This window comes from Pseudomonas putida, from assembly GCF_022627325.1.
Taxonomy (GTDB): Bacteria; Pseudomonadota; Gammaproteobacteria; order Pseudomonadales; family Pseudomonadaceae; genus Aquipseudomonas; species Aquipseudomonas putida_X.
Genome location: NZ_JAETZZ010000001.1, coordinates 37,847 through 54,749, shown reverse-complemented (window position 1 = coordinate 54,749; position 16,903 = coordinate 37,847). Strand labels below are relative to the sequence as shown.

Here is a 16,903-nt window from a genome sequence, read left to right as displayed (position 1 = left end):
GGCCTGGATCAATGAGCAAGCAACCCTCCCTGAGCTACAAGGACGCCGGTGTAGACATCGACGCCGGCGAAGCACTGGTCGAACGCATCAAGGGCGTGGCAAAACGCACCGCACGCCCTGAAGTCATGGGTGGCCTGGGTGGCTTCGGCGCCCTCTGCGAGATCCCGGCCGGCTACAAGCAGCCGGTGCTGGTCTCTGGCACCGACGGCGTCGGCACCAAGCTGCGCCTGGCGCTGAACCTGAACAAGCACGACAGCATCGGCCAGGACCTGGTCGCCATGTGCGTCAATGACTTGGTGGTCTGCGGCGCCGAGCCGCTGTTCTTCCTCGACTACTACGCCACCGGCAAGCTCAACGTCGACGTCGCCGCGACCGTGGTCACCGGCATCGGCGCCGGCTGTGAGCTGGCCGGCTGCTCCCTGGTTGGCGGCGAAACCGCAGAAATGCCGGGCATGTACGAAGGCGAAGATTACGACCTGGCCGGTTTCTGCGTCGGTGTGGTGGAAAAGGCCGAGATCATCGACGGCTCCAAGGTCGCTACCGGCGACGCGCTGATCGCCCTGCCGTCTTCCGGCCCGCACTCCAACGGTTACTCGCTGATCCGCAAGATTCTCGAGGTGTCGGCGACCGACATCGAGAACACCCAGCTCGACGGCAAGCCGCTGACCGACCTGCTGATGGCGCCGACCCGCATCTACGTCAAGCCACTGCTGCAACTGATCAAGCAGACCGGCGCCGTCAAGGCCATGGCCCACATCACCGGTGGTGGCCTGCTGGACAACATCCCGCGCGTTCTGCCGAAAAACGCCCAGGCCGTGGTTGACGTGGCCAGCTGGCAGCGCCCTGCGGTATTCGACTTCCTGCAAGAGAAAGGCAACGTCGACGAGCACGAGATGCACCGTGTACTGAACTGCGGCGTGGGCATGGTCATCTGCGTGGCCCAGGACCAGGTCGAGGCAGCACTGAATGTACTGCGTGCAGAAGGCGAGCAGCCTTGGGTCATCGGTCGCATCGAACAAGCCGCTGAAGGCGCTGCCCAGGTCGAGCTGCAGAACCTCAAGGCACACTGATGCCGAGCGAGCCCTGCAATGTAGTGGTACTGCTGTCGGGTTCGGGCAGCAACCTGCAAGCCTTGATCGATAGCAGCCATGGTGAAAACAGCCCGGTACGCATCGCTGCGGTGATTTCCAACCGCGCCGACGCCTACGGGCTGCAACGCGCGGCGGCGGCGGGTATCGCCACCGCCGTACTGGACCACACCGGCTTCGACGGCCGTGAAGCCTTCGATGCAGCGCTGATGGCGCGCATCGACGGCTTCGCGCCCGCCCTGGTGGTGCTGGCCGGCTTCATGCGTATCCTCAGTGGCGGCTTCGTTCGCCACTATCAGGGCCGCCTGCTCAACATCCATCCGTCACTGCTGCCCAAATACAAGGGCCTGCATACTCACCGACGGGCCTTGGAGGCAGGCGACGCCGAGCACGGCTGCAGCGTACACTTCGTCACCGAGGAACTCGATGGCGGCCCTCTGGTCGTACAGGCTGTGGTGCCGGTCGCGTCAGGCGATAGCGCTGAGAGCCTGGCCCAGCGAGTACACCAACAGGAACACCAGATCTACCCGCTGGCAGTGCACTGGTTTGCCGAGGGGCGCTTGCGCCTGGGCGAACAGGGTGCATTACTGGATGGCCAGCCACTGCCGGCCAGTGGTCATTTGATCCGACCCTAGGAGAATTTATGCGTCGCGCCCTGCTCTTGGCTCTCGCCGTGCTCGCCCTGCCCCTCCAGGCAGCCGATCTGAAACCCTTCTCGGCCAGTTACACCGCCGACTGGAAGCAACTTCCCATGAGCGGCACTGCCGAGCGCAGCCTGGTCAAGAATGCCAACGGTACCTGGGACCTTAATTTCAAGGCTTCCATGATGATCGCCAGCCTGACCGAGCAAAGCACCCTGCGCATGGACAACGACACCCTGCTGCCGCAGAAGTATCACTTCGAGCGTGGCGGCCTGGGCAAAGCCAAGAAAGTCGACCTCACCTTCGACTGGAACGGCAAGAAAGTCACCGGCAGCGACCGGGGTGACGCCGTCAGCCTGCCGCTCAACCGCGGCGTGCTGGACAAGTCCTCTTATCAGTTGGCGCTGCAGCATGATGTGGCCGCTGGCAAGAAAAGCATGACCTACCAGGTGGTCGATGGTGACGAGATCGACACCTACGACTTCCGCGTGCTGGGCACTGAGAAAGTCACCACCAAGACCGGCCAGGTCGAGGCGGTGAAGGTCGAGCGCGTGCGCGACCCAAGCCAGAGCAAGCGCATCACCGAGCTGTGGTTCGCCAAGGACTGGGACTACCTGCTGGTCCAACTGCGCCAGGTCGAAACCGATGGCAAGGAGTATGTGATCGTGCTGCAGGATGGTACGGTCGATGGCAAGTCGGTCAAAGGCAGCTAAGCCGCAGCCCGCAAGATCCGTAGCCCCGCCCTGTGCGGGGCTTCTTTTTGCCTGGGCAACATGAAACTTGTTTCATGGCTATTTTATTTACTTAGGCTGCTAACAAACTCTATAAAAGAGGTGCGCGACAGAATGTCGCAACCAACTGAACAGTGGAGTTTAACGATGACAGTCCAAGTAACTGAACGCGACGAATCGAAAATGTCCCACGAAGGCCTGGCCGCTGGCGTGCGGATCTGGGATGTGCACCAGCAAGGCGAATTGGTCGGGATGTTCCACAATGAACACGAAGCCCACCAATACCGGGCAGAGCTTGAAGTGCAGGAAAACCAGCGCACTTCGCAATGACCCGCACAGGTTTTTGATTTCGGGCCGCGCAGCGGCCCTACTAACGCTAACTGACTGACACTACCGCTAAGGCGGGGTGATTGGTGCTTACCACATCAAGTCGTCAGGGATCTTGTACGCCGCATACGGATCGTCCTCATCCGCTTCCTCGACATGGGTATTGAGCAGCAGGATGCGATGAGGGTCGCGCTCCTGGATCTTCACCGCTGCCTCGCGCGGAATGACTTCGTACCCCCCACCAAACGACACGATCGCTAGCGCGCCATTGCTCAGCTTGGTACGCATCAGGGCGTTTACCGCAATACGTTTGACCTTCTTGTCGTCGACGAAGTTGTAGTAGTCCTCGGTCGTGAGCTTGGGCAGGCGGGTCGCCTCGATCAACTGCTTGATCTGCGCGGCACGGGCCTTCTGTTCGGCCTTTTCCTGCTGCTGACGGTTCAGTTCCTGGTCACGCTTGGCCTTCTCGGCCATGGCTTCCTTGGCCAGGCGCTGCTGGGTGTCGTCGACTTCGACCTGGCCCTTGTGCTCCAGGCGTTTCTGTTTCTTTTGGGCCTTGTTGGCCTGGGAGACCTGCTTCTGGTTGACCAGACCGGCCTTGAGCAATTGATCGCGAAGGGAAAGACTCATGGATGTTCACTCACTTATGCAGCCACTCAGCCGCAGCTGGGCAGGTTCTTTTCCTGACGTTTGGCTTCCCCCCAAAGGGCGTCCAGTTCGTCAAGGTTACACGATTCGATGGGGCGACCGCTGTCGCGCAATGCCTGTTCGATGAAGCGGAAACGCCGCTCGAACTTGCGGTTGGCACGACGCAGTGCATTTTCCGGGTCTTGCTTGAGGTGACGGGCCAGGTTGACAGCCGCGAACAGCAGGTCGCCGACTTCATCTTCGACGGACTTGGCATCCCCGTCGGCCATGGCCTGCAACACTTCGTCGAGCTCTTCACGGACCTTGTCCAGCACCGGCAATGCGTCTGGCCAGTCGAAACCGACAGTGGCGGCACGCTTTTGCAGTTTGGCGGCCCGGGACAGGGCAGGCAATGCCGCCGGCACGTCATCGAGCAGCGACAGCTGTTCAGGCTCGCTTTTCTCGGCACGTTCCTGGGCCTTGATTTCTTCCCAGCGCGACTTGACCTGTGCCTCGCTCAGGCTGGGCGTGTCCAGCGGCGCGTACAACTCGCCGGTGGGAAATACATGGGGGTGGCGGCGGATCAGTTTGCGGGTAATCGCATCGACCACACCGTCGAACTCGAAGCGCCCCTCCTCCCTGGCCAGCTGGCTGTAGTAGACCACCTGGAACAGCAGATCACCGAGTTCGCCCTGAAGGTGCTCGAAATCCCCGCGCTCGATGGTGTCGGCAACTTCGTAGGCCTCTTCGATGGTGTGCGCCACGATGCTCGCGTAGTTCTGCTTGAGGTCCCACGGGCAACCATACTGCGGGTCGCGCAGCCGGGCCATGAGGTGCAGCAGGTCTTCGAGGGAATAGGTCATGTAGCAGGTCCTTCGGCGGTGACTTCGTTGCGGGCAAGCCCACAAAGAAGCCACCACAGTTTCAAGGGGTACGGTTACGCCGCGTCTCGATGATATTCGGCAACTGCGAAATCCTGCCGAGCAGACGCCCCAGCGCATCCAGGCCCGGGATCTCGATGGTCAGCGACATCAACGCGGTGTTGTCTTCCTTGTTCGAGCGGGTGTTGACTGCCAGCACGTTGATCTTCTCGTTGAGCAGCACCTGCGACACATCGCGCAGCAACCCTGGGCGGTCGTAGGCACGGATAACGATATCGACCGGATAGGTCTGCACCGGTATCGGCCCCCAGCTGACCTGAATCATCCGCTCCGGCTCACGCCCTGCCAGTTGCAGCACCGAGGCACAGTCCTGGCGGTGAATGCTCACCCCGCGGCCCTGGGTGATGTAGCCGACGATGGCATCGCCCGGCAGCGGCTGGCAGCAGCCGGCCATCTGCGTGAGCAGGTTGCCGACGCCCTGGATCTGGATGTCGCCACGCTTGCCATTGCGCGGGCCGCTAGGCTTGCGCGGCACCAGTTCGATCTGCTCGATACGCTCGGGCTCGAGCAGTTGCTGAGCAGCGTTGACCAAGTGAGCCAGGCGCAGGTCACCGGCACCGAGCGAGGCGAACATGTCCTCGGCGGTCTTGACGTTGGTCTTCTCGGCCAGGCGTTCGAAGTCTACCTGCGGCAGGCCCAGGCGGCTGAGCTCGCGCTCGAGCAAGGTCTTGCCTGCGGCGACGTTCTGATCGCGGGCCTGCAGCTTGAACCAGTGGACGATCTTGGCCCGGGCCCGCGAGGTGGTGACGTACCCCAGGTTGGAGTTCAGCCAGTCCCGGCTCGGGTTGCCGTGCTTGCTGGTGATGATCTCCACCTGCTCGCCGGTCTGCAGGCTGTAGTTGAGCGGCACGATGCGCCCGTTGATCTTGGCGCCACGGCAGTTGTGGCCGATCTCGGTGTGCACCCGGTAGGCGAAGTCCAGCGGCGTGGCGCCCTTGGGCAGGTCGATGGCATGGCCGTCGGGGGTGAATACGTAGACCCGGTCCGGTTCGATATCGACCCGCAACTGCTCGGCCAGGCCACCGATGTCGCCCAGTTCTTCATGCCATTCGAGCACCTGGCGCAGCCAGGAGATCTTCTCTTCGTAGTGATTGGAGCTGGGCTTGACGTCGGTGCCCTTGTAGCGCCAGTGGGCGCAGACGCCCAGTTCGGCCTCTTCGTGCATGCCGTGGGTACGGATCTGCACTTCCAGCACCTTGCCCTCGGGGCCGATCACGGCGGTGTGAAGCGAACGGTAGCCGTTCTCCTTGGGGTTGGCGATGTAGTCGTCAAACTCTTTGGGAATGTGCCGCCACAAGGTGTGGACGATACCGAGCGCCGTATAGCAGTCGCGCACTTCCGGTACCAGCACGCGCACCGCACGCACGTCGTAGATCTGGCTGAATTCCAGGCCTTTGCGCTGCATTTTGCGCCAGATCGAGTAGATGTGTTTCGCCCGCCCACTGATGTCGGCGTTGACGCCGGTGGCCAGCAGCTCATTCTGCAGCTGGTTCATCACATCAGTGATGAAGCGCTCACGGTCCAGCCGGCGCTCGTGCAACAGCTTGGCGATCTGCTTGTACTGATCGGGCTCCAGGTAGCGGAAGGACAGGTCTTCCAGCTCCCACTTGATGTGGCCGATGCCAAGCCGATGGGCCAGCGGCGCATAGATGTCGAAGACCTCCCGCGCCACACGCAGACGCTTCTCGTCATCGGCGGACTTCACCGCACGGATCGCGCAGGTGCGCTCGGCCAGCTTGATCAGCGCCACGCGCACATCGTCGACCATCGCCACCAGCATCTTGCGCAGGTTCTCGACCTGCGCCTGCGAGCCCAGCACCAGCGACTGGCGCGGGCTGAGGCTGGCACTGATGGCGGCCATGCGCAGCACGCCGTCGATCAGCTTGGACACCACAGGGCCGAAACGCTGCCCGACTTCGGCCAGGGTCACCTTACCCTCACGCACGGAGCGGTAGATCACCGCCGCCACCAGTGAATCCTGGTCGAGCTTGAGGTCGGCGAGGATTTCGGCGATTTCCAGGCCAGCCTGGAAACTGGAGGTTCCATCGGCCCAGGAATGCTTGGCAGGGTTGCCCTTTTTCTCGATTTCCTGGGCGAACTCGCAGGCCTCTTCGAGTGCCACGCGATCCAATGCCGAATCGACGCTCACCACATGATCCAGCCATGCTTCGAGATTGATACTGCCGTCCGTATTGACCGGCTGGTGCACTCTCACCTGTACCATCTTTGTTTTACCTTTCCATACAGCGCACCACTCGGAGCGCTGGCTATCACCGTGTGGCTCCCAGTCCATGGGAACCGCACCAAGGGGCCAGCCTGCTAGCCCGCTTCGAATAACGCCATGGCCTCGACATGCGCCGTCTGAGGAAACATGTCGAGAATCCCGGCCCTTTTTAACCGGTACCCCTGGCCGACCAGCACCTGGGCGTCTCGCGCCAGTGTGGCCGGGTTGCATGATACATAAACCAGCCGCGTGGCCTTGAGGCGTGCGATGCTTTGCACCACCTCGAAAGCACCGTCGCGCGGTGGATCCAAGAGTACCGCAGAAAAGCCCTCGGCGGCCCATCCGGCGCCTGCCAAAGGCTGGGATAAATCGGCCTGAAAAAACCGTGCGTTATGCACATTGTTGTTTCGGGCATTGGCCGCAGCCCGGTCCACCATCGCCTGCACACCCTCAACCGCCACCACTTCCCGCGCCTGGCGGGCCAGCGGCAGGGCGAAATTGCCCAGGCCACAGAACAGGTCGAGCACACGCTCGTCGGCCTGCGGAGCGAGCCAGACCAGGGCCTGCTCGACCATTGCAGTATTGACCTGGGCGTTGACCTGAACGAAATCGCCCGGGCGCCAAGCCAGTTCCAGCTGCCACGGCTCCAAGGTGAAGCCTAGCGTCGCGCCAGCCTCCACCGACACCGGTTCGCCTTCGCCCTGCAGCCACAGCTGCGCCTTGGCCTCGTTGCAGAATGCCTGCAGACGCGCCAGGTCATCGGCCGGCAACGGTGCCACATGGCGTACCAGCAGCGCTTCGGCCGTGCCGCTGAACAGCTCGACGTGGCCGATGGCCTGGGGCTTGCTCAACGAACGCAGCACCGTAGGCAAATGCCGCACGATGGACTGCAAAGGCTGTACCAGCACGGCGCAGTCGTCGATGGCGACGATGTCCTGACTGGCCTCGGCACGGAACCCTACCTCCAGCTGACGCGCTTTGACATCCCAGCGCACGGCCACACGCGCCCGCCGCCGATAGCCGAATTCCGGCCCGCTCAATGGCGCCGCCCATTCTTGCGGTTGCACCCCGGCCACCCGTTGCAGCTGTTCGGCCAGGGTCCGCTGCTTGAGCGCCAACTGCGCCTGATGCGGCAGGTGCTGCAAGTTGCAGCCACCACAACGCTCGTAATGGCGGCACGGCGCCTGGCGGCGCTCGGCGCTGGCCTGCAGCACACGCTCCAGGCACGCCTCGACCACCTTGCCACGGGCATTGAGCACCCGCGCCTCGACCGCCTCACCGGCCAGGGCGCCGCTGACGAACCAGGTCCGCCCGTCGTGGAAGGCGATGCCACGGCCGTCACCGGCAAGGCGCTCGATGTCCAGACGCTGCTTTTTGCCCACGGGTACCTGGGGCGTGCGGTTTCCACCGGCTGGCTGGAAGCGCAGGCCGCTGTTGCTTTTCTTTCTGGACATTTAGCTCGGGTCGAACAGGCCGGTGGACAGGTAACGGTCGCCACGGTCGCAAATGATCGCGACCATTACCGCGTTTTCCACTTCCTGGGACAGGCGCAGCATCGCTGCCACCGCACCACCGGAAGACACGCCGCAGAAAATGCCCTCTTCGCGGGCAAGGCGGCGCATGGTGTCTTCAGCTTCTTGCTGGGACATGTCCATGACGCGGTCAACGCGGGTGGCATCGAAGATTTTCGGCAGGTACTGCTCGGGCCAGCGGCGGATGCCCGGAATGGCCGAGCCTTCCATCGGTTGCAGGCCAACGATCTGCACGGCCGGGTTCTGCTCCTTGAGGTACTGCGAGCAACCCATGATGGTGCCGGTGGTGCCCATGGAGCTGACGAAATGCGTGATGGTGCCCTGGGTCTGCTGCCAGATTTCCGGGCCGGTGCTGTTGTAGTGAGCAATCGGGTTGTCGCCGTTGGCGAACTGGTCCAGCACAAGACCGCGGCCTTCGGCCTGCAGCTTCTCGGCCAGGTCGCGGGCACCTTCCATCCCCTCTTCCTTGGTCACAAGGATCAGCTCGGCACCGTAGGCAGTCATCGCTGCCTTGCGCTCTGCGGTGGAGTTGTCGGGCATGATCAGGATCATCTTGTAGCCCTTGATCGCTGCCGCCATGGCCAGGGCTATACCGGTATTTCCGGAGGTAGCTTCGATCAGGGTGTCGCCGGGCTTGATCTGGCCGCGCAGTTCGGCGCGCGCGATCATCGACAGTGCCGGGCGGTCCTTCACGGAGCCTGCTGGATTGTTACCCTCGAGCTTGAGCAGGAGGGTGTTGCTGGTTTCTCCAGCGATGCGCTGCAGGCGAACCAGGGGCGTATTGCCGACGCAATCGGCGATGGTTGGGTACTGCAAGGTCATGGTGTATTTCACAATCCGGACGGCAGGGGCGCCTATCATACCGGCAAACACTTCCCGGCCATATCACGCAATCTGTGGTGGGTATAGCTACAAGCTATAAGCGGCAAGCTGCAAGCTGCAAGCTGCAAGCTGCAAGCTTCAAGCTGTCGGTAGCGTTTGTGGGGGCGGGGGTTGCCGTGATGGCGCGGGGAGGTGCAGCGGTAGGCGCATGCAGAGCTTTAGACCGCGTTTGCCGTTCTCTGCCCACAGGGTGCCGCCCTGACGCTGGATCGCACTGCGGGCGATGCTCAGGCCCAGGCCGAAACCGCCGTCGCCGGGGCGCGAGCCATCGAGCCGGGTGAAGGGGGCGAAGATGCGCTCCAGATCCTCGTAAGCCACGCCACCGCCCTGATCTTCCAGCCACAGGCGCCAATGGCTACCTTCACGCTGCCCGGCCAGCTGCACCACGCCGTTTTCCGGGGAGTGGCGGATGGCATTGCGCAGCATGTTTTCCAACGCCTGAGCCAGATGATTCAGGTTGCCCTGCACCCAGCAGTCAGCTGGCAACTCGCAGCGCAAGCGTTCGGGCGACCAGCCGCTTTCGTAACTGGCATCCTCTGCCAGCAGGTCCCACAGGGCCTGTACCTGGATAGGCTCAAGGTTCATCGGCGCACGTTCGGCATCCTGCCAGGCAAGCTGCAAGGTGTTCTCGACCAACTGCTGCATGCAGTCCACCTCGCGCCCCAGCCGCTCGCGCAGGCGCTGAAGGTCGGTTTCACCGTCGCAGGCCACGCGCAACCGGCTCAGCGGTGTGCGCATTTCATGGGACAAATCACGCAACAACTGCTGTTGCATGGCCACCGTGCCCTGCAGCCGTTCGGCCATCTGGTCGAAGGCGCGGGCCAGCTCGCCCAGTTCGTCATGCCGGGCGGTGGTGCGTGCGTCCAGCCGCGCCGACAGCTGGTCGGCACGCCAGGCATTGGCCTGCTCGCGCAACTGGTTGAGCGGCACGATCAACATGCGGTACAGGCCGACACACAGCAGCAAGGTGAACAACCCGGGAATCACACCGTTGGTCACCACCCGCCACAGCACCCGGTATTGGCCAGGGTTGAAACGTTCGGGCAACGCCATCACCAGCATGCCCTGCTCCGGTGCCCCCGGAAACGGTATGCGCAGCCAGGGCTGGTCGGTACTGCGCCGGCTCATCGGCCAGTCGACACCGCGCAGGCGCGTGAGCCGCTGCATGATCTCCGGGCCGAGGGTGGTGCTGGCAAGGGGCTGCAGATTGCTATCGAGCACGCCTATCCAGCCGCGCTCACGCTGGTGCATGGCCGCAACCCACTGGTCCAGCCCGGTGCGGCCAGCACTGCGCCAGGCCGCTTCGGCCTCCCCGGCATAGCTGCGCAGCACCTGGCGGGCAGGCTCATCGAGGTAGGCATTCTGGGTTTCCATATGCCGGCCCCAGGTGTAACTCAGGCCGATCATCAGCAGGCAGAAACCTACCAGCAGGATGGCCAGCTTCCAGAACAGCGAGTGACGGTCCAGCATGGCCTACTCCGCTTCACCGGCACTGAGCACGTAACCCTTGCCCCACACGGTGCGGATCTGCCGCTCCAGGTAGCCGATGCCTTTGAGCTTGCGGCGGATCTGGCTGACGTGCATGTCCAGGCTACGGTCATGCCGCGAATAGCCCCGTTGCAGCACCTGCTGGTAGAGAAACGGCTTGCTCAGCACCTCGTCGACGTTGCGGTTGAGGAGATCGAACAGGCGATACTCGCTAGGGGTGAGGCCTGCCTGCCGGCCAGCGAAGCTGACATCGCAAACCGTCTCGTCGAACCACAGCTCGCCGCAGGCAATACCCGATGGCGGCTGATGACGACGCTCCAGCGCGACGCGGCGCAGGATGGCCTCGATGCGCACCTGCAGCTCGACCATGCTGAAAGGCTTGGGCAGGTAATCGTCGGCACCGCGCTGGAAGCCATTGATGCGGTCGGCCTCAGCACCTAACGCCGACATCAGGATAACCGGCGTGGCGCTGCGTCGACGCAACTGGGCCAGGGCATCCAGCCCGTTGAGCCCGGGCAGCAGAATATCCATCAGGACCACGTCGAAGTCCTGACGACCGGCGGTTTCCAGGCCTTCCAGGCCGTTGCGGCACCAGGTCACCGCAAAGCCGCCGCGCTGCAGTTCTTCGTGCAGGTAGGCACCCAGCACCGGGTCATCCTCGATGGCGAGGATGCTGGAAGCATTAATAGTTACGGGATTCATTGGCAACTGCCACATATTCTCAATTGCGCGATTATTGAGCATGCGTCCGCCATAGGCAACCGCCCTGCGCTCAACGCCCGACTGCTGGGTGAAAACAGCCACATAAAGGGTGCATTAGGCCGGCAGGCGGAGTAACTTTCCGCTTTGCTCCGTTACGCCGGTAACGGCATCCAAGCACATCACAGGAGGCGAGTGTGCTCGATCGTTTGGGAATCAGAAGCCGGGTACTGCTGCTGGCACTGCTGCCTGCCAGCTTGATGGCTCTGGTGCTGGGCAGCTATTTCACGTGGCTGCAGCAAGACCAGTTGCGCACCCAACTGCTGCAACGCGGCAAGATGATTGCCGAACAACTGGCACCGTTGGCCGCGCCCGCCATGGCCCGGCAGGCGCCTGCGCAACTGGAGCGGATCGCTGCGCAAACGCTGGAGCAGGCCGATGTGCGTGCAGTGGCCTTCCTCGCCCCGGACCGCACCCGTCTGGCCCACGCCGGCCCCAGCATGATCAACCAGGCGCCCAGCGGCGGCACGGGTACTCAACTGTTGGAGCGCAGCGGCAACGATGCCACCCGCTACCTGATGCCGGTGTTCGGCCACCACCGCGACCTGGCCACCGAAGCCGTCCCGGCCGAAGCCGAGCGCCTGCTGGGTTGGGTCGAGATCGAACTGTCGCACGACGGTACGCTGCTGCGCGGGTACCGCAACCTGTTCACCAGCATGCTGCTAATACTCGCGTGCCTGGTGCTCAGCGGCCTGCTGGCAATGCGCATGAGCCGCACCATCAATGACCCGATCGCGCGCATCAAGCATGCCGTCAACCAGCTCAAAGACGGCCACCTGGAAGAACGTCTGCCCGCCATGGGCAGCCACGAGCTGGACGAACTGGCCAGGGGCATCAACCGCATGGCAGAAACCCTGCACAGCGCCCATGAAGAACTGCAGCACAGCATCGATCAGGCCACCGAGGATGTGCGCCAGAACCTGGAAACCATCGAAATCCAGAACATCGAGCTGGACATGGCGCGCAAGGAGGCCCTGGAGGCGAGCCGCATCAAATCGGAATTCCTGGCCAACATGAGTCACGAAATCCGCACGCCGCTCAACGGTATTCTCGGCTTCACCCACCTGTTGCAGAAAAGCGAGCTGACCCCGCGCCAGCTGGACTACCTGAACACCATCGAGAAATCGGCCGACAACCTGTTGGGGATCATCAACGAGATCCTCGACTTTTCCAAAATCGAGGCCGGCAAGCTGGTGCTCGACAGCATCCCTTTCAACCTGCGCGACCTGGTCCAGGACACCCTCACCATCCTGGCGCCCGCCGCCCACGCCAAGCAGCTGGAGTTGCTCAGCCTGATCTACCGCGACACACCGTCATCGCTGGTTGGCGACCCGCTGCGGCTCAAGCAGATCCTCACCAACCTGGTGAGCAACGCCATCAAATTCACCCGCGAGGGCACCATCGTCGTGCGGGCAATGCTCGAGGACGAGCAACAAGACAGCGCGCAACTGCGCATCAGCGTGCAGGACACCGGTATCGGCCTGTCACCGCAGGATGTGCGCACGTTGTTTCAGGCGTTCAGCCAGGCCGACAATTCGCTGGCCCGCCAGCCGGGCGGCACCGGCCTTGGGCTGGTGATTTCCAAGCGCCTGATCGAGCAGATGGGCGGCGAGATCGGGGTCGACAGCACCCCAGGGGAGGGTTCGCAATTCTGGATCAGCCTGAGCCTGCCCAAGGCCCACGACGACAGCGAGACGCAGGCGTCGCAGCCGCTGCTGGGGCGTCGCGCGGCGATCGTCGACGGGCATGACCTGGCACGCCAGGCCCTGGAGCACCAGCTGCAGGACTGCGGCTTGAGCGTAAGCCTGTTCGCCTCGTATGAACACCTGCTGCAGGGGGTTCAGGCGGGCTTCCAGGCCGGCATGCCCTTCGAGTTCGCGGTGCTGGGTGCCAACCTGGGCAATCTCACGCCCGAACAGCTGGGCCAATACCACCAGCAACTGGAGCGCTACCACTGCCATTGCGTGGTGCTTTGCCCGACCACCGAGCAAGCGCTGTACCACCCTCACCTGCCTAATGGCCACGGCCAACTGCTGTCCAAGCCGACCTGCACGCGCAAGCTGCGCCGCCTGCTGCTGGAGCTGCTGCAACCGCGCCGTACGCGGGGCGAACTGGCCGCGCCAACGCGCGGCCAACGCCAGCCGAAAATCCTCTGTGTCGACGACAATGCGGCCAACCTGCTGCTGGTACAAACCCTGCTGGAAGACCTCGGCGCCGATGTGCTGGCGCTCGACAACGGCCATGCCGCGGTCCAGGCGGTACAGAGCGAACACTTCGACCTGGTGCTGATGGACGTGCAGATGCCAGGCATGGATGGCCGTGCCTGCACCGAGCAGATCCGCTTGTGGGAAAACACCCAGAGCGGCAGCCCACTGCCGATCGTCGCCCTCACCGCCCACGCCATGGCCAACGAGAAACGGGCACTGCTGCACAGCGGCATGGACGACTACCTGACCAAACCGATCAGCGAGCGCCAGCTGGCCCAGGTGGTGATGAAATGGACCGGCCTGAGCCTGGGTGTCGGGCCATTGGAGCGCCTGGAGGAGCAGCAGGCCGAGGGCCAGGATCTACCGGTGCTCGACCCTGACGAAGGCTTGCGCCTGGCGGCAGGCAAGCCGGATCTGGCGGCAGACATGCTGACCATGTTGCTGGCGTCGCTGGCGTCGGACCGTGAAGCCATTCGTGCTGCACGGGAGGCGGACGATCACGGTGTGCTGATCGAGCAGGTGCATCGGCTCAACGGTGCCTCGCGCTATTGCGGCGTGCCGCAGTTGCGTGCCGCCTGCCAGCGCAGCGAGACCTTGCTGAAACAGGAGCATCCGCAAGCGCAGCAGGCGCTCGACGAGCTGGATGGCGCAATTGTCCGGCTGGCGGAGCAGGCCCGCCAGAACGCCTGACCTTCAGGGCCTCATCGCCGGCAAGCCGGCCACAGGGATTTGCGCCGGCTTTTATGAATGGGGCAAGACGGCGGCTTCCACAGGTAAAGCGCAGGCCTGAAGCAGTGCGCGGTCGCGGTGGGAGGCGGCTTGCCGGCGATGGGGGCGGCGCAGATCAACTTCCTTGTGCGCGCAGGTGGCTACAATCCCCCAACCACGACCAAGGAAGCCCGACCATGCGCGCTCTTTTGTTCAGCAGCCAGCACTACGACCAGGAAAGTTTCACCCAGGCCGCTTGCGATAGCGCTTTGGAACTCCATTTTCAAGCCGCCCGCCTGACCCTCGACACAGCCGCCCTGGCTCAGGGCTTCGAGGTGGTGTGCGCATTCATCAACGATGAGCTCGACGCTCAGGTATTGCAACGCCTGGCGGCTGGCGGTACGCGCCTGATCGCCCTGCGCTCGGCCGGCTACAACCATGTCGACCTGGCTGCCGCCCAAAGGCTGGGCCTTGCGGTGGTGCGCGTACCCGCGTACTCACCGCACGCCGTGGCCGAGCATGCCGTGGCGCTTATCCTGGCCCTCAACCGACGCCTGCACCGGGCCTACAACCGCACCCGCGAGGGTGACTTCACCCTGCATGGCCTGACCGGCTTCGACCTGCACGGCAAGACCGTCGGCGTGGTCGGTACCGGCCAGATCGGCGCCGCCTTCGCCCAGATCATGGCAGGCTTCGGTTGCCAGCTGCTGGCCTATGACCCCTTCCCCAACCCCCAACTGCTGGCGCTTGGGGCGCGCTACGTCGAGCTGCCAGAACTGCTGCGCGAGGCGCGGATCATCAGCCTGCACTGCCCGCTCACCGAACACACCCGGCACCTGATCAACCCGCAAAGCCTGGCCCAACTGCAGCCCGGCGCCATGCTGATCAACACCGGCCGTGGTGCGTTGGTCGACACCCCGGCCCTGATCGAGGCCTTGAAAAGCGGCCAGCTCGGGTACCTGGGGCTGGATGTGTATGAAGAAGAAGCCCAGCTGTTTTTCGAGGACCGTTCTGACCTGCCGCTGCAGGATGATGTGCTGGCGCGGCTGCTGACGTTCCCCAATGTGATCGTCACCGCGCACCAGGCGTTTCTGACCCGCGAAGCGCTGGATGCCATTGCCGCGACCACGCTGGAAAACATCAACCGCTGGGCGGCGGGTAATGCGCAGAATCTGGTCACAGGTTGATGCTAGGATACGCGGCATTTCTGGAGGACCCATGGTCGAGCACGATTTCCGCTACACCCTTTTCAACCCGCAACACACCTTGATCGAGTGCCGCGCCCTGGTACCGGGCCGCTACCAGGTGACCGGCAACGGTGGTTCGATGCACAAGGGCGACACCCTGTTGGTCACCCTCAAGGGCAGCAAGGACTTGTCCATGCGCCTGACGGTCGAGAGCGTGCGCCACCTGATCAACCCGCGTGGCCAGTGGGTGGCCGTGGCCAGCGGCCCGCTGTTCAACGAGCTGGAAATCCTCAATTGGCAGGCTGAGTGCGACAGCTGCGATGCTGTGCTGGACTTCGAGTTCGCCGTGGACGCCAAGCTGGGCAAGAAAGCCCGCCAGCCGGCCGCTACGGCGCGTATCGCCGAGCTGGGCTGGGCCAGTCGTGGCGACAAGCACGTGTGCCCGCGTTGCCAGGAGAGCATCGAGTGAAGAATCTGCTGACCGGCGCCCTGATTGCCACCGGCCTGCTCGGCTGCGCAACCGAACCTTCGAAGCTGCAACTGGAGCGCAGCTATGTGCTGGAGTGGATCGGTGAACGGCCGCTGATCGACTACAGCCACCTGACACTGACGCTGGCCAGTGACGGCCGGGCCTATGGCAATGCGGGCTGCAATCATTGGTTCGCCCCGTACACGCTGGACGGCGAGCACCTGAGCTTCGGCAAGGTCGGCAAGACCCGCAAGCTTTGCGCGCCAGCGTTGATGGAGCAGGAAAAGCGCTTCCTGCAGGCGCTGGAGACGGTGCAGCGCTGGGATGTGTCCCCTGTCGAGCAGTTGCGCTTCTGGCCGGCCGAAGGCAAGCCCCTGCGGTTCTGGCCCGAAGAGGGCTAAGCTCTCGGAAGCTTCAAGCTGCAAGCTTCAAGCTGCAAGCAAAGGCGGATCGGCGCACGGCCCGCTTTTTCTTGCAGCTTGAAGCTTGAAGCTTGCCGCTTTGAGGCCCCGTTGAGTGCTTTGAGCTGCAAGCTGCTAGCTACAAGCTGCAAGCAAAGGCGGATCAGCGCACGGCCCGCTTTTTCTTGCAGCTTGCAGCTTGCCGCTTGCAGCTCTCAGGCCCCCTTGAGCGCTTTGATCTTGGCCTGGAGCCCTTCCAGGGTCTGCTCACCCAGCAGTTGCTCGCGGACCTTGCCCTGGTCATCGATGATGTAGGTCACCGGCAACGCTTCGCTGCGTGGCAGGTCATAACGCTCGGCCGGGTCCTGGGCCAGCACGGTAAAGCCGATGCCCAAGGTATCGGCCGCCTGCTTCAACTCCTGCCCCTGCAGGCCATCGAAGTTCACCCCCACCACCTTGATGCCATCGGCTGCCCACTGCTTGGCCGCAGTGTTCAGTTCAGGCACCTCCGTACGGCACGGGCCGCACCATTCAGCCCAATAATTGAGCACCAGCCAGTGCCCGTCGATCTGCTCGGCCTTCACCGTGTTGCCATGCTGGTCCACACCGTAGTCGGCACCGCAGCCACTGAGCAAAAGGCCAGCGGTGATGGCCAATACTGCTGCCAAACGCCTTGCCATGGGTCAATCCT

At 63.4% G+C, this 16,903-nt stretch carries 16 protein-coding genes; 8 read left to right on the top strand and 8 right to left on the bottom strand.

All coding sequences use genetic code 11. The features are described from left to right. Positions 1–11: 11 nt before the first annotated feature. The 4 genes from purM to JNA92_RS00245 all read left to right on the top strand — a co-directional run bounded on the left by purM (position 12) and on the right by JNA92_RS00245 (position 2,790). On the top strand, positions 12–1,070 hold the full coding sequence (purM, locus tag JNA92_RS00260) for a phosphoribosylformylglycinamidine cyclo-ligase (RefSeq protein ID WP_012313138.1): 1,059 nt from the start codon (positions 12–14) through the stop codon (positions 1,068–1,070). Continuing rightward, complete coding sequence (purN, locus tag JNA92_RS00255; RefSeq protein WP_241802759.1) at positions 1,070–1,723, top strand: phosphoribosylglycinamide formyltransferase; 654 nt, start codon at positions 1,070–1,072, stop codon at positions 1,721–1,723. The genes purM and purN overlap by 1 nt, the downstream gene beginning before the upstream one ends. A gap of 8 nt (positions 1,724–1,731) precedes the next feature. Continuing rightward, positions 1,732–2,442 carry a DUF3108 domain-containing protein gene (locus JNA92_RS00250; RefSeq protein ID WP_241802758.1) on the top strand — a complete coding sequence of 237 codons (711 nt, stop codon included), beginning with the start codon at positions 1,732–1,734 and terminating at the stop codon, positions 2,440–2,442. 165 nt (positions 2,443–2,607) lie between these two features. Next, positions 2,608–2,790 (top strand): hypothetical protein, encoded by a 183-nt coding sequence (locus JNA92_RS00245; RefSeq protein WP_241802757.1) that lies wholly within the window; start codon positions 2,608–2,610, stop codon positions 2,788–2,790. Positions 2,791–2,877: 87 nt separating this feature from the next. Here JNA92_RS00245 and JNA92_RS00240 read toward each other — a convergent pair whose 3' ends face one another. The 7 genes from JNA92_RS00240 to JNA92_RS00210 all read right to left on the bottom strand — a co-directional run bounded on the left by JNA92_RS00240 (position 2,878) and on the right by JNA92_RS00210 (position 11,183). Next, the gene (locus JNA92_RS00240) at positions 2,878–3,417 is read right to left on the bottom strand and encodes a DUF2058 domain-containing protein (protein ID WP_241802756.1); all 540 of its coding nucleotides are present in this window, start codon (positions 3,415–3,417) and stop codon (positions 2,878–2,880) included. Between the two features lie 26 nt (positions 3,418–3,443). Continuing rightward, entirely contained in the window at positions 3,444–4,277 is an 834-nt protein-coding gene (gene mazG, locus JNA92_RS00235) for a nucleoside triphosphate pyrophosphohydrolase (protein WP_241802755.1), read from the bottom strand. 61 nt (positions 4,278–4,338) lie between these two features. Further along, positions 4,339–6,579, bottom strand: a complete 2,241-nt coding sequence (gene relA / locus JNA92_RS00230) for a GTP diphosphokinase (RefSeq protein WP_241802754.1) — start codon at positions 6,577–6,579, stop codon at positions 4,339–4,341. Between the two features lie 95 nt (positions 6,580–6,674). After that, complete coding sequence (rlmD, locus tag JNA92_RS00225; RefSeq protein ID WP_241802753.1) at positions 6,675–8,033, bottom strand: 23S rRNA (uracil(1939)-C(5))-methyltransferase RlmD; 1,359 nt, start codon at positions 8,031–8,033, stop codon at positions 6,675–6,677. Further along, positions 8,034–8,933 carry a cysteine synthase CysM gene (gene cysM / locus JNA92_RS00220; RefSeq protein WP_241802752.1) on the bottom strand — a complete coding sequence of 300 codons (900 nt, stop codon included), beginning with the start codon at positions 8,931–8,933 and terminating at the stop codon, positions 8,034–8,036. A 138-nt stretch (positions 8,934–9,071) separates the two neighbouring features. Then, positions 9,072–10,463 (bottom strand): sensor histidine kinase, encoded by a 1,392-nt coding sequence (locus JNA92_RS00215; RefSeq protein WP_241802751.1) that lies wholly within the window; start codon positions 10,461–10,463, stop codon positions 9,072–9,074. A gap of 3 nt (positions 10,464–10,466) precedes the next feature. Beyond that, on the bottom strand, positions 10,467–11,183 hold the full coding sequence (locus JNA92_RS00210; protein WP_241802750.1) for a response regulator transcription factor: 717 nt from the start codon (positions 11,181–11,183) through the stop codon (positions 10,467–10,469). 194 nt (positions 11,184–11,377) lie between these two features. Between JNA92_RS00210 and JNA92_RS00205 the strand changes: the two genes are divergently transcribed. From JNA92_RS00205 to JNA92_RS00190, 4 genes are all read left to right on the top strand, one after another. Then, the gene (locus tag JNA92_RS00205) at positions 11,378–14,137 is read left to right on the top strand and encodes a response regulator (RefSeq protein WP_241802749.1); all 2,760 of its coding nucleotides are present in this window, start codon (positions 11,378–11,380) and stop codon (positions 14,135–14,137) included. Between the two features lie 215 nt (positions 14,138–14,352). Beyond that, positions 14,353–15,342 carry a 2-hydroxyacid dehydrogenase gene (locus tag JNA92_RS00200; RefSeq protein WP_241802748.1) on the top strand — a complete coding sequence of 330 codons (990 nt, stop codon included), beginning with the start codon at positions 14,353–14,355 and terminating at the stop codon, positions 15,340–15,342. Between the two features lie 31 nt (positions 15,343–15,373). Continuing rightward, positions 15,374–15,811, top strand: coding sequence for a hypothetical protein (locus JNA92_RS00195; protein WP_241802747.1), 438 nt, complete (start codon positions 15,374–15,376; stop codon positions 15,809–15,811). After that, entirely contained in the window at positions 15,808–16,212 is a 405-nt protein-coding gene (locus JNA92_RS00190; RefSeq protein ID WP_241802746.1) for an META domain-containing protein, read from the top strand. The genes JNA92_RS00195 and JNA92_RS00190 overlap by 4 nt, the downstream gene beginning before the upstream one ends. Positions 16,213–16,427: 215 nt before the next feature. On the opposite strand, the gene JNA92_RS00185 is transcribed toward JNA92_RS00190, so the two are convergent. Next, positions 16,428–16,892, bottom strand: coding sequence for a TlpA disulfide reductase family protein (locus JNA92_RS00185; protein WP_241802745.1), 465 nt, complete (start codon positions 16,890–16,892; stop codon positions 16,428–16,430). Positions 16,893–16,903: the final 11 nt, after the last annotated feature.